This is a genomic window from Propioniciclava sp. LT294 (assembly GCF_059516005.1).
Genome location: NZ_JCAKNG010000009.1, coordinates 42,909 through 55,530 on the forward strand (window position 1 = coordinate 42,909; position 12,622 = coordinate 55,530).

At 72.3% G+C, this 12,622-nt stretch carries 15 protein-coding genes and 1 riboswitch; of the genes, 11 read left to right on the plus strand and 4 right to left on the minus strand.

Features of this window, described 5'->3' with window-relative positions; genetic code table 11:
• Positions 1-2 precede the first annotated feature (2 nt).
• From AC5YDA_RS11850 to AC5YDA_RS11860, 3 genes are all read right to left on the minus strand, one after another.
• Positions 3-416: a GtrA family protein gene (locus AC5YDA_RS11850; RefSeq protein WP_496189957.1), complete on the minus strand. Its 414-nt coding sequence runs from the start codon at positions 414-416 to the stop codon at positions 3-5.
• Between the two features lie 182 nt (positions 417-598).
• Positions 599-1,210 carry a MarC family protein gene (locus AC5YDA_RS11855; RefSeq protein WP_496189927.1) on the minus strand — a complete coding sequence of 204 codons (612 nt, stop codon included), beginning with the start codon at positions 1,208-1,210 and terminating at the stop codon, positions 599-601.
• Positions 1,211-1,242: 32 nt separating this feature from the next.
• Complete coding sequence (locus AC5YDA_RS11860; RefSeq protein ID WP_496189926.1) at positions 1,243-1,653, minus strand: YccF domain-containing protein; 411 nt, start codon at positions 1,651-1,653, stop codon at positions 1,243-1,245.
• Positions 1,654-1,705: 52 nt separating this feature from the next.
• Here AC5YDA_RS11860 and trmB point away from each other — a divergent pair, with 52 nt between their 5' ends.
• The 11 genes from trmB to AC5YDA_RS11915 all read left to right on the plus strand — a co-directional run bounded on the left by trmB (position 1,706) and on the right by AC5YDA_RS11915 (position 11,830).
• Positions 1,706-2,506 (plus strand): tRNA (guanosine(46)-N7)-methyltransferase TrmB, encoded by an 801-nt coding sequence (gene trmB, locus AC5YDA_RS11865; protein ID WP_496193034.1) that lies wholly within the window; start codon positions 1,706-1,708, stop codon positions 2,504-2,506.
• Positions 2,503-3,312 (plus strand): tRNA pseudouridine(38-40) synthase TruA, encoded by an 810-nt coding sequence (truA, locus tag AC5YDA_RS11870; RefSeq protein WP_496189924.1) that lies wholly within the window; start codon positions 2,503-2,505, stop codon positions 3,310-3,312. Before trmB ends, truA begins: the two co-directional genes overlap by 4 nt.
• Complete coding sequence (locus AC5YDA_RS11875) at positions 3,309-3,923, plus strand: class I SAM-dependent methyltransferase (RefSeq protein ID WP_496189923.1); 615 nt, start codon at positions 3,309-3,311, stop codon at positions 3,921-3,923. Before truA ends, AC5YDA_RS11875 begins: the two co-directional genes overlap by 4 nt.
• A 51-nt stretch (positions 3,924-3,974) precedes the next feature.
• On the plus strand, positions 3,975-4,178 hold the full coding sequence (locus tag AC5YDA_RS11880) for a CsbD family protein (protein ID WP_496189922.1): 204 nt from the start codon (positions 3,975-3,977) through the stop codon (positions 4,176-4,178).
• Positions 4,179-4,282: 104 nt separating this feature from the next.
• A riboswitch (cobalamin riboswitch) is annotated at positions 4,283-4,397 on the plus strand.
• 78 nt (positions 4,398-4,475) lie between these two features.
• Positions 4,476-5,696 (plus strand): LPXTG cell wall anchor domain-containing protein, encoded by a 1,221-nt coding sequence (locus tag AC5YDA_RS11885; protein WP_496189921.1) that lies wholly within the window; start codon positions 4,476-4,478, stop codon positions 5,694-5,696.
• Entirely contained in the window at positions 5,693-6,577 is an 885-nt protein-coding gene (locus AC5YDA_RS11890; protein WP_496189920.1) for a hypothetical protein, read from the plus strand. The genes AC5YDA_RS11885 and AC5YDA_RS11890 overlap by 4 nt, the downstream gene beginning before the upstream one ends.
• An 8-nt stretch (positions 6,578-6,585) precedes the next feature.
• Positions 6,586-7,662: a CbiQ family ECF transporter T component gene (locus AC5YDA_RS11895; RefSeq protein ID WP_496189919.1), complete on the plus strand. Its 1,077-nt coding sequence runs from the start codon at positions 6,586-6,588 to the stop codon at positions 7,660-7,662.
• Complete coding sequence (locus AC5YDA_RS11900; protein ID WP_496189918.1) at positions 7,659-9,239, plus strand: ABC transporter ATP-binding protein; 1,581 nt, start codon at positions 7,659-7,661, stop codon at positions 9,237-9,239. Before AC5YDA_RS11895 ends, AC5YDA_RS11900 begins: the two co-directional genes overlap by 4 nt.
• Positions 9,240-9,322: 83 nt before the next feature.
• Positions 9,323-10,054, plus strand: a complete 732-nt coding sequence (locus tag AC5YDA_RS11905) for an ECF transporter S component (protein WP_496189956.1) — start codon at positions 9,323-9,325, stop codon at positions 10,052-10,054.
• 101 nt (positions 10,055-10,155) lie between these two features.
• A complete protein-coding gene (locus tag AC5YDA_RS11910; protein ID WP_496189917.1) occupies positions 10,156-10,767 on the plus strand; it encodes a superoxide dismutase in 612 nt (203 codons plus the stop codon).
• Positions 10,768-10,942: 175 nt separating this feature from the next.
• Positions 10,943-11,830 (plus strand): resuscitation-promoting factor, encoded by an 888-nt coding sequence (locus AC5YDA_RS11915; RefSeq protein ID WP_496189916.1) that lies wholly within the window; start codon positions 10,943-10,945, stop codon positions 11,828-11,830.
• Positions 11,831-11,998: 168 nt separating this feature from the next.
• Here AC5YDA_RS11915 and rplQ read toward each other — a convergent pair whose 3' ends face one another.
• Positions 11,999-12,604, minus strand: coding sequence for a 50S ribosomal protein L17 (rplQ, locus tag AC5YDA_RS11920; RefSeq protein WP_496189915.1), 606 nt, complete (start codon positions 12,602-12,604; stop codon positions 11,999-12,001).
• Between the last annotated feature and the right edge of the window lie 18 nt (positions 12,605-12,622).

Below are 12,622 nucleotides of genomic sequence, written 5' to 3' on the forward strand. Positions count from 1 at the left end.
CGTCAGGCTGCGATGTCGGGGGCGGGCTGCGGGGTCACGCCCTCACCCCGGACGATCCCAGCCGAACCGCGCCGGCGCGGGAACACCCACAGACGCAGCAGCAGGTAGATGTAGAGCCCCTCCAGGCAGGCGGCCATCACGCGCGCCACCATCACGTGGACCCCCAGCACGTCGAGCAGGGAGGCGAAGCCGACGATCCAGATCACGTAGTTGCTGACGATGACGAAGACGTACTTGCCCGACTGCTTGCCCAGGTCGCCGTGCTCACGGAAGTTCAGCCAGCGGTTGAGGAAGAAGGCATAGATCGAGGCCAACGCGTAGCCGATGGAGAAGGCGAGGCTGTAGGGCAGCTCCCACCACTGGGTGATGACCGCCAGGAAGCCCATGTCCAACAGGAACGCACTGCCGTTGATCATCGCGTAGCCGATGAAGGTGATCGGCAGGACCCGCTGGACGGCGCGCGGCAGCGCCTCCCGGATCCGGGTGGTGACGTCGGCGAACCATCGCGCCGCCGCGCCGTTGCCATCCTCGTCCCGCATGCAGGAAGAATAGGCCCCGATGCAAGTGCCGCACCACGGTTGCCACCATGTGCCGGGACTCAGACCTGGCGCAGGAACTCCAGGGCCCCGTCGGCGAACATCTGGACCGCGATGGCGGCCAGCAACATGCCGGCGACGCGCGTGAGGAGCACGGTGCCGGAGGTGCGCAGGACGCGCTGGATCGCACCCGCGAAGCGCAGGAACACCCACACCAGCACGAGGGCCGCCACCAGGCCCAGGCCGACCGTGACGTAGCCCCACGGACCGGCCGGACGGGCCTGTTGGACGGCCAGCATCATCGCCACGATCGATCCGGGGCCGGCCAGCAGGGGGATGCCGAGCGGGACGATGGCGACATTGGTACCCGGCTCGGGCACCTCACCCTCCCCCACCCCGGTCAACAACTGCAGGGCCACCAGGAGCAGGAGGAGCCCTCCCGAGACCTGGAGTGCCTCGATGGTGATGTGCAGGTGGTCGAGGATGAGCCGCCCGAAGATCGCGAACATGCCGATCACCCCGAACGCGACCATGGACGCCCCCAGCGCAGCGCGGTGCTGCTGCCTGGGTGTCATCCCGCGCGTGAGCCCGAGGAAGACCGGCAGTAGCCCGGGCGGGTCGAGGATGACGAAGAGCGTCAGCAGCGTGGAGGAGAACAGGAACGCGTCGAACACGTCACCACGCTACATCTTGCGGCGATGAGCCGTCAGATCCGGAAGATCGGCTCCATTCCGGCGGGAATGCTGTCGGAATCCACGATCTCCTTGCCGAACGGGAAACACGTGACCGGGATCATCTTGATGTTGGCGATGGCCAGGGGAATACCCACGATGGTCACGGCCTGCGCGGCCGCCGTGGTGACGTGCCCCAGTGCCAGCCAGAGGCCACCGAACACGAACCAGATCGCGTTCATGATCGCCGAGCCCGCGCCGGACCGGGGCTTGGACACCACGGTCTTGCCGAAGGGCCACAACGCGTAGGCGCCCATGCGGAAGGACGCCACCCCCACCGGGATGGTGATGACGAGCAGGCAGGCCAGCAGCCCGAAGAGGAAGTAGCCGAGGGCGAGCCAGATGCCACCGAAGAGAAGCCAGATGATGTTCAAGAGGAAACGCATGGGGTGTCCTTTCCGTTCCTCCTCCACGGTACCGGGCCGGTATCCTCGCTGGGTGCCGCGTCCCGACCGTCCCCGCATCCACCGCGAGGTGGTGTCCTATGTCCGCCGTTCCGCGCGCATGAACGCGTCGCAGGAGAAGGCATGGACGACGCTGGCGGAAAAGTTCGTCGTGGACGTGCCCGCCCGCGAACTGTCCACGTCCGTCCACCCCGACGCCCACGTCGACTGGGAGGTCGAGTTCGGACGCCGCGCCCCCCTGTTCGTCGAGATCGGGTCCGGACGCGGCGAGGCGCTCGTCGCGCTGGCCGAGCGGCACCCCGAGGCGGACGTCGTCGCCTTCGAGGTCTTCCAGCCCGCGGTGGCGTCCACGCTGAGCCGCATCAACCGCCACGGGCTCACCAACGTGCGTGTCGTGCTGGCCAACGGGGTCGAGGGCCTGGAGCACCTCTTCGCGCCGGCCACGATCACCCAGCTGTGGACGTTCTTCCCCGATCCGTGGCACAAGCCCCGCCACCACAAGCGCCGCCTCGTCAGCCCCGAGTTCGCCGCGCTGGTCGCCTCCCGACTCACCCCCGACGGCCTGTGGCGCCTGGCCACCGACTGGCAGGACTACGCGGACGCCATGCGCGAGGTCCTCGACGTCGCACCCGGCCTGGTCAACGTCCACGGCGGCTGGGCACCCCGGTGGGCCGAGCGTCCGTTCACCAAGTACGAGCAGCGGGGGTTGGACGCCGGGCGTGCGGTCCTGGACCTGACCTACGCGCGCGCCGAGGGTTCCGACGGGGTGGGCACGGTGGGTGACCTGGTGCACCGGGAGCCGCTCGCCTCGCCGCGTGGAGAGCTCCCGTTGTGACCACCCGGTACCGGCTCGACCTCGCCTACGACGGCCGGGACTTCCACGGCTGGGCCGCCCAGGAGGGCCTGCGCACGGTGCAGGGCACGCTCGAGCACTGGATCTCCACCGTCTTGCGGCTGGCCGACCCCGCACGCCTCACCGTGGCCGGGCGCACGGACGCCGGCGTCCACGCCCGGGGGCAGGTCGCCCACGTCGACCTCCCCGACCCCGATGTCGCGGCCGAACTCCTCCGACGGCTGGACCGCGTCCTGCCCGAGGACCTCGTGGTCCACCGCGTCACGATCGCCCCGGACGGCTTCGACGCCCGGTTCGCCGCGATCTGGCGCCGGTACACGTTCCGCCTGGCCGACGCGGCCCCGGACCCGCTCCAGCGCCACACCGCCGTCCGCGTCCGCGGTCCGCTCGACGTCGCCGCCGTCGACGCCGGCGCCCGATCGCTGGTCGGGCTCCACGACTTCGGGGCCTTCTGCAAGCGCCGCGAGGGCGCGACCACGATCCGCGAGATGCTCGCGTGCCACGCCGAGCGTTCCCCCGCCACCGGCCTGGTCGAGGTCACCCTGCGCGCCGACGCGTTCTGCCACTCGATGGTCCGCTCGGTGGTGGGCGCCCTGGTCGCCGTCGGCACCGGCCAGCGGGACGCCGCCTGGCTCGCGGGCCTCGTCGACCAGCCCACGCGCGCCGGGGACGTCACCGTCCTCCCCCCACACGGCCTGGTCCTGGAGGAGGTCGGCTACCCCGCCGACGACCACCTGTCGGCCCGCCAGGCCGAGTCCCGTGCCCGCCGCGACGAGAGGCAGCCATGACCCACTACTTCGAGACCCCCACCTCCGATGAGCGGCGCCGCAGCATCGGCGTCCGCTTCTGGGACACCGACTGGACGTTCACGACGGCGGCCGGCGTGTTCTCCGGGGACGGCCTCGACCAGGGCACGGCGGTCCTGCTGCGCACGCACACCCCGGACGCCGGCGCCCAGCGCATCCTCGACCTGGGCTGTGGGTACGGCGTGCTGGCCGTGGCCGCGGCGTCGGCGGCGCCGAGCGCACGGGTGGACGCCGTCGACACCAACGAGCGGGCGGTCGCCCTCACCCGACTCAACGCCGCCGCGAACGGCGTGGGCGACCGTGTCCACGCGTCACTCCCCGACGACGCCGACCCGGACGCCCGCTACGACGAGATCTGGTCGAACCCGCCGATCCGCATCGGCAAGGAGGCCCTCCACGCGCTGCTGCTCCGCTGGCTGGCACGCTTGGCCCCGGGCGGCGTCGCCCGGCTGGTGGTCGGCCGGAACCTGGGCGCCGATTCACTGCAGCGCTGGCTGGGCGAGCAGGGCTACCGCTGCGACAGGACGGCGTCCGCGAAGGGATTCCGGGTGTTCGAGGTGGCACCCCTTGCATCTGAAAGCCCCTCCGCCTAGCCTCGATCTCCTACAAGCAACCGGGAACACCGGGGCTGGAGAGGAGTGCTCATGGGTATCGGAGACAGAATCTCGAACAAGGCCGAGGAGCTGGGCGGCAAGGTCAAGGAGACCGCCGGTGAGTTGACCGACAATGAACGCCTCGAAGCCGAGGGCAAGGCCGACCAGGTCGGCGCCAAGGCCAAGCAGGCGGGCGAGAACGTCAAGGAAGCCGGCCGCAACGTCGCCGACGGCGTCAAGGACGCCTTCAAGTAGCAGCCCTCGTCCACCACGACGACCCAACCGGGGTGCGGGAACCAGGTTCCCGCGCCCCGGTTGCCTGTCGGCACAGCGATTCGTCCCCGCTCGTCGCGCACGGTTATAGTGACGCCGGACCCGCTTGGGGGAACTCCGGTGCAAGACCGGGACTGACCCGCAGCCGTGACGTCGCCCCGGTGACGGAGTCGGAATGCCCACCGGGGCCCATGGAAACCATTCAACCCGTCGAGGCACCCGGGTGGGGACCGGTCCCGCTCGGGTCCGCCGCACCCTTCGTGCCCAGTGAGGACCACGATGTCTCGCCTCTGGAAGTTGCTCGCGATCGGGCTCGCCACGGTGCTGGCGCTCACCACCGCCGCCCTCCCCGCCCACGCGACCACGGACGCAGCTCGCGCGGCCGCCCGCTGGGTCGCCACCGTCCTCGAAACCGACGACGTCGCCAGCTACGCGTCCTCCACCGCTGATGCCCTCATCGCCTTCGCCGCCGGCCAGGACCCGACCACCGAGGACGAGGTCGCCACCCTGCTGGAGGCACTGAGGACCACCGGCGTGGACTACGCCCAGGGCGCTCCCGACGGGGCGGCCAAGCTGGTGATCGCGCTGGACGCCGTGGGTCAGGACCCGCGCACCTTCCTCCCGGGCATCGATCTCGTGGACGTCGTCCGGAACGGCATCGCGGAGAACGGCAGCATCGGCGCGTGGCCCGGCCCGTTCCCCAGCGGCCTGGCGGCCGTGGCGCTCGCCCGCTCGGGCGAGGAGGTCCCCGCGAACCTGATCGCCTACCTGCTCACGCACCGCAACGAGGACGGCGGCTTCGGCTGGCAGCCCGGCGCCCCGTCGGACGCCGACAGCACCGCGCTGGCCCTCCTGGCCCTCCTCGCGGCCGACCGGACCGACCTGGCCGCCGACGCCATCGCGTGGGCCCACGCTTCGCAGGCCGCGGACGGCTCCTGGAACGGCTGGGTCCCCGCCAACTCGACCGCGATCCTCGGCGCCTCCCTGGCGACGGCCGGCGAGCCCGTCGACGAGGCCCTCGCCTTCGTGCTGGCCTCCCAGGATCCCTCCGGCGCGCTCCTCGTGTCGGGCACCCCGAACTGGATCCTCACCACGCAGGCCACCCTGCTGCTGGCCGGCGCCTCCTACCTCGACGTCACCTGGGACCTGACCTCGCAGCCCGCTCCGTCGGCGACGCCCTCCGCCTCCGCCACCCCGTCCGCCTCCGCCACCGCCACCCCGTCCGCCACCGCCTCCCCGTCCGCCTCGGCGACCCCCAGCGTCTCGACGACGCCGGAGCCGACCGCGTCCCCGGAGCCGACCGCGTCCCCGGAGCCCAGCGCGTCCGTCGAGCCGACCACGTCGGCGACTCAGGTCCCGGCGGCCACCACGCCGGCCCAGGCGGCTGACCGCCTGCCGCAGACGGGCACCGCGACCGAGCCGTGGTTCGTCGCGGCCGCCTCGCTGCTGGCGCTGGTGGGTGCGGGCCTGCTGGTCGCCCGTCGTCGCGTGACGCGATGAACCGCCTGGCTCGTGGCCTCGCCACGCTCCTGATCGGTCTGGTCGCCGCCGCCGGGACCCTCGTGGCCCCGGGGGCGGTGGCCCCTGCCGCGGCCGCGGGTTCCTGCGACGGCGTCTGGGTCGTCGTGGGCGGCCAGGGGACGGGCTGCGCCACCAGCCACAGCACGGGCAAGGTCGCGCTCCAGAGCGCCGGTTTCTCCGTCCGGGACAAGAGCCCCGGCTTCCTGTGCCAGATCAACGGTCACCCCTCGACCTGCACGGTCACGAACGATGCCCACTGGTCGTACTGGCAGGCCAGCCGCAATGCGGACGGGTCGTGGGGTCCGTGGCGCTACTCGAACCTGGGGTACACCTCGACATCCCCCAAGAAGGGCGACGCCGAGGGCTGGGCCTTCGGCGCCGGCCTGGACGGCCCCCGCCCGCCGGCCCCTCCGGCCGCTCCCCCCTCCCAGCCACCCGCGCCGGCACCGACGACGAAGGCCCCCGAGCCGACAGCACCCGCTCCGGCCCCGTCGACCCGGGCCCCGGCGCCGACGACCAGGGCGGCCCAGCCCCAGCAGCCCCGGGCCACGAGCTCGACCACGGCCGCGAAGGCACCGGCCCCCGCGCCGACCCCCGGAGCTCCCGCCGGCTCGTCCTCCCCGGCCGCACCCGCCCAGGTCGCCGAGAACGACGTGACCCCGACCCCGCTCCCTGCCGGCGCGCCGACGCCCGAGGGGGCCACGGCCGCCCCCACGGCGGAGCCCGCACCCGCGGCGTCCGCCACGCCGGTCGGGGGCGGGACGGGCGGAACACCGGTCGGGCTGATCGCCACGGCGGGCTTCGTCACCGTCGGCGGTGGCGCGCTCGGCTGGTACCTGCTCCGACGGCGCGGGTTCTGACGCCCCTGATGCACCCTTGGGCGTGGTGGGCGTGGGCCCTCGGCGTGGCGGCGGCGGTCTCGCTGACCACGAGCCCCCTCCTGCTCGCCCTGGTCGCCCTGGCCGTCACCGCGGTCGTCCTGCTGAAGCGGACGGACTCCCCGTGGGCCCGCTCCATCGGCGCCTACTTCGCCCTGGCCGGCATCATCATCCTGATCCGCCTGTTCTTCCAGGTGCTCGTGGGCGCAGGCCTGGGTTCGACCGTCCTGTTCACCCTGCCGGAGCTCGTGCTGCCCGACTGGGCGGCGGGCATCCGGCTGGGAGGGCCGGTCGTGGCGGAGGGGTTGGTGTACGCGACCTACGAGGCCCTGCGGCTGGGCACGATGCTGCTCTGCCTGGGGGCCGCCAACGCCCTGGCCAACCCCCGGCGTGCGCTCCGGAGCGTTCCGGCGGCGCTGTACGAGGCGTCCGTCGCGATCGTCATCGCCCTGTCGGTGGCCCCGCAGCTCGTGCAGTCCGTCCAGCGGGTCCGCCGGGCGCGACGTCTGCGCGGCGGGGCCTCGACCGGCTGGCAGGCCGTCAGGGCGGTGGTCATCCCCGTCCTGGCGGACGCGATCGACCGATCCCTGGCGCTGGCCGCCAGCATGGAGGCCCGGGGCTTCGGACGGACCCGTGACGAGTCCGCACCGTCCCCCGTGCTCGTGGCGGGCCTCATCACCGCGATGCTGGCAGCGACGGTGGGGGCCTTCCTCGTCCTGGGCGCGCCCGGGACCGGCTGGGCCGGCGGGGCCCTGCTCGCGGTGGGCGTGACCGGTACCGTCGCGGGCCTGCGCCTCAGCGGGCGCCGGCTCTCGGTCACCCGTCACCGCCCGCAGCCCTGGACGCCGCGGGACACCGCGGTCGCGCTCAGTGGGACCGGCGCCCTCATCGTGGCCGTCCTGGCCAACTCGGGTGCGGTCCCGGGCGCCTTCGACGCCATGCACCCGTCCATCGACCCGTTGGCATGGCCGGACCTGCACCTCGTCATGCTCGGCATCGTCGGCCTCGCCGTGGCGCCGCTGTTCTGGTCGCCGGCACCGGCAACCACCCTCGGGAGGACCGCATGATCACCTTCGACGACGTCACCGTCACCTACGCCGGGGCGTCCACGCCGACGCTGCGGGGCGTGAACCTGCACATCCCCGAGGGCGACCTGGCGGTCGTCGTCGGGCGCACGGGCACGGGCAAGTCCACCCTGCTCAGTGCGATCAACGGGCTCGTCCCCCACTTCACGGGCGGGACGTTGGCCGGTGAGGTCACCGTGGCGGGGCGCTCGACCCGCTCCTCGCGTCCCCGCGACCTGGCCGACGTCGTCGGCTGGGTCGGCCAGGACCCCCTCGCCGGCTTCGTCACCGACACCGTCGAGGAGGAGGTGGCCTACGGCATGGAGCAGCTCGGCATGGCTCCCCCGGCGATGCGCAAGCGCGTCGAGGAGACGCTCGACCTCATGGGGATCGCCGACCTGCGCCGCCGGGCGCTGGCGGACCTGTCCGGCGGGCAACAGCAGCGTGTGGCGATCGCGTCCGTGCTGGCGGCCCAGCCTCGCGTCCTCGTGCTGGACGAGCCGACGTCCGCGCTCGACCCGACCGCGGCCCAGGACGTCCTGTCGGCGATCACGACCCTCGTGCACGAGGTCGGGCTCACCGTCGTGCTGGCCGAGCACCGCCTCGAACGCGTCCTGCACCAGGCCGACACGCTGGTCTGGCTGCCCCGCGGTCGCGGAGACGTCGTCGTGGGCCCGCCCGCGGACGTGCTCGTCGACTGCGACGTCCGCCCGCCGCTGGCCCAGCTCGCCGCGGCGCTCGGCTGGGCCACCGTGCCGAGCTCGGTCCGGGATGCCCGCCGCCGCGCGCAACGGGAGGCCATCGCCGTCACGGCCCCGGCCGATCCCCCGCCGGCGGTCGCCGTCCGCGCCTCGGTCAGTGGCCTGCGCGTCGCGTACGGCGACACCGTGGCGGTCGACGGCATCACCCTCGACCTGCACGGGGGCGAGGTCACCTGCCTGATGGGCCGCAACGGCGCCGGGAAGTCGTCGCTGCTGTGGGCCATCCAGGGCGGCACGCGCAGCACCGGCGACGTGCTGGTGGACGGGCGCGACCCGCGCCCACTGAAGGCCCCCGAGGCCCGCACGCTCGTCAGCCTCGTCCCGCAGACCGCCGCCGACCTGCTGTACCTGCCGAGCGTCGAGGAGGAACTGGCCCAGGCCGACCGCGAGACCGGTTCACCGCCCGGCACCGCCGCGGCGATGCTGGCGCGCCTGGCCGCCGACCTCCCGCTGCACGCCGACCCCCGCGACCTGTCAGAGGGCCAGCGGCTGTCGCTGGTGCTGGCGCTCCAGTTGGCGGCCGGCCCGGGCGTCCTGCTGCTGGACGAAACCACCCGCGGCCTCGACTACGCCATGAAGGACCACCTGGGCGCCATCCTGGCCGACCTGGCCGGCGAGGGTCGCGCGGTCGTGGTCAGCACCCACGACGTCGAGTTCGCGGCCGCCTTCACCCGGCGGACGATCGTCATGGCCGAGGGCGAGGTCATCGCTGACGGACCCACCCGGGAGGTGCTCACCAGCTCCCCCACCTTCGCACCCCAGACGGCCAAGGTGTTCGCCCCCGTCCGGGTGCTGGTGCCGGCCGAGGTGACGCGGTGACCCCCGTCGGGGGCGGGCCGCGGGAGCGGCCCATCGAGACCGCCCCCTCGGACGCCGTGCGCCTGTCCCCGCGCGTCGTGATCATGCTGGTCGTCGCCTGCACAGCCGGGCTGGCGGCCTTCGCGTGGCCGCTGTTCCTGCGCCCCGACTCGGCGGTGAACCCACTCCAGGCCCCCCTGCTGTTCGCGGCCGTGCTTCCGCTGGTGCTGGCGGTGGTGGTGTCGGAGCTGACGGGCCAGGGCATGGACGTGAAGGGTCTGGCGCTGCTGGGCGTCCTCGGCGCGGTGGGGGCGATCCTGCGGCCCCTGGGGGCCGGGACGGCCGGGCTCGAGCCGATCTTCTTCCTGCTCATCATCGGCGGACGCGTGTTCGGGCCCGGCTTCGGGTTCGCCCAGGGGGCCATCACGCTGTTCGCCTCCGCGCTGCTCACGGCCGGCGTGGGGCCCTGGCTGCCGTACCAGATGGTGGCCGCCGGATTCGTGGGGCTGGGTGCGGGATTGCTCCCCCGCGCACGCGGGTGGAGGGAGATCGCCCTCCTGGGCGCCTGGGGGTTGGTGTCCGCCTTCGCCTACGGCTGGCTGATGGACTTCGCCTTCTGGCCCTTCGGCATCGGCAACACCACCCAGCTGTCCTTCGACCCGACCGCCGGACCGCTGGAGAACCTGCGGGTGTTCGCGCTGTACAACCTCGTGACGTCGATGGGCTGGAACCTCGGGCGGGCGCTCACCAGCGTCGTCCTGGTCGCCCTCATCGCCCCCGGCCTGCTGCAGGTGTTGAGGCGGGCCGCCCGGCGGGCCGCGTTCGCGCCCCGCTGAGGCCACGGCGTCCGGCCCCCGCTTGCCCGGGCCGCGGCAGGGAATAGGGTGGTCGTGTTCGCAGTTGAAACCCACAGACCCGTTTGTGAAAGGAAGAATCGATGACGTACTCCCTTCCGGAGCTGGATTACGACTACAGCGCCCTTGAACCGCACATCTCGGCCCAGATCATGGAGCTGCACCACAGCAAGCACCACAACGCCTACGTGACCGGCGCCAACACCGCCCTGGAGAAGCTGGCCGAGGCCCGCGAGTCCGGCAACTTCGGCGCGATCAACAAGCTGGAGAAGGACCTGGCCTTCCACGTCGGCGGGCACGTGAACCACTCGGTGTTCTGGAAGAACATGTCCCCGGACGGCGGGGGCGCGCCCGAGGGCGAGGTCGCCGCGGCGATCGATGAGTTCTTCGGCTCCTTCGACGGCTTCAAGAAGCAGTTCAACGAGGTCGCCAACGGCATCCAGGGCTCCGGCTGGTCGATGCTGGTCTGGGACACCCTGGGCAAGCGGCTCAACATCAACCAGCTCTTCGACCAGCAGGGCAACCTGCCGGTGGGGCAGCTGCCGATCCTGCAGCTCGACATGTGGGAGCACGCCTTCTACCTCCAGTACAAGAACGTGAAGGGCGACTACGTCAACGCCTGGTGGAACGTCGTCAACTGGGAGAACGTCTCCGAGCGCCTCGCCGCGGCCCGCGCCGCCGAGATCGCCTACTGAGCGCACCCCACCACCTCCAGACCTGCTGGGCGGCGTCCATCGCGGACGCCGCCCAGCGGCCGTCCGGTGGCCGGCGCGGGCGGCAACCTGATGAAATCCTGAGAGCCGGCTTGTGCAATTCTCAGAATGAGCACAGACTTGAGGTGGTAACACATCCGCAAGTCAGGAGATCCCCTTGCCCATCTCGACCAAGCTCGTCGCCGTAGCCGCCAGCGCTGCCGTGCTGATGACCGGGGCCGGCGCCGCCATCGGCGCCACCCAGAGCCAGCCCGCCCCCATCGCAGCGGCCGCGATCGCGCCCGTCGTGACCGAGACCGAGGTCCGGGTGTGGGCGGACAACGCCACCACGCTCGTCTCCCTCACCCACCCCACCGTCGCCGCCGCCCTCGAGGCCGCCGGCGTGACCCTGGGCGAGCACGATCGGGTCTCCCCCACCCTGGACAGGGCCCTCACCTTCGGCGACACCGTCATGGTGAGCAGGGTCACCGTCACGCAGGAGACCAGGACTGCGACCCTCGCGTTCGTCACGACCGAGGTCAAGGACGAGACCCTCGCCAAGGGCGAGCGCAGGGTCAAGACCAAGGGCGTCAACGGGATCCGCGAGGACGTCATCGAGACCGTCACCGTAAACGGGGCCGTCGAGAGCACCAGGACCGTGTCGAAGACCGTCACGAAGGAGCCGGTGAACCAGGTTGTCCGCGTGGGCACCAAGGTCGCCCCGAAGATCATCTCGCGTTCGGCCGAGCGCACCCCCGCCCCGAAGACCGAGACGAAGCCGGCGCCCGCGCCGACCACCCCCGCACCGGGCGGCGCCATCAACCTCGCCCGCGCCGACATGTGGGACCGCATCGCCCAGTGCGAATCCGGTGGGAACTGGTCGATCAACACGGGCAACGGGTACTACGGCGGCCTGCAGTTCAACCTCGCCACGTGGCGCTCCGTCGGTGGCCCCGACTTCGCCGCCTACCCGCACCAGGCCTCGCGCGCCGAGCAGATCACGGTCGCGAACCGGCTCTACGCCCAGCGCGGCCTGCAGCCCTGGGGCTGCCGCCACGCGGCCTGAGCCGCACCCGCTGCCCCCTGACGAACGGCCCCGTGAGCTTCGGCTCACGGGGCCGTTCGTCGTCCGGCGCCGGCACGCCGGGCGTGCCCGTACCGACCTCGCCGCCCCCACACGCACGAGCGCCCGGCCCCAAGGGGCCGGGCGCTCGAATGATCGCAAGCGCGAGGATCAGGCCTCGGACTTCTCCTCGTCGGCCTTGGGCTCGTCGGCAACCTCAACCTCGGCGACCTCGGCCTCGGCCTCGGCGGCAACGGGGGTGCCCTCGTCGGTCACCTCGACGTCCTCGGCGGCGACGACCTCGGGGTCGACGACCTCCTCCTTGGCCGGCTTGGCGGCCTTGGCGGCGGGCTTGGTGGACGCCTTGGGCGCAGCCTTGGTGCCGGACGCCTTGGCCTTGGCCTTGCGGGACTCCTCGACCGTCTCACCGACGATCTCGATGACGGCCATGGGGGCGTTGTCCCCGGAGCGGTTGCCGATCTTGGTGATGCGGGTGTAGCCACCCTCACGGTCGGCCAGCTTCGGGGCGATCTCGGTGAAGAGGACGTGCACGACGCCCTTGTCCGTGATCGTCTTCAGCACGATGCGACGGCTGTGCAGGTCGCCGCGCTTGGCCTTGGTGATCATCTTCTCGGCGAGCGGCCGGACGCGCTTGGCCTTGGTCTCGGTCGTGGTGATCCGGCCGTGCTCGAAGAGCTGGCTGGCGAGGTTGGCCAGGATCATCCGCTCGTGGGTCGGGCTGCCGCCGATACGGGGACCCTTCGTGGGCTTGGGCATGTCGTGAATCTCCTGGTT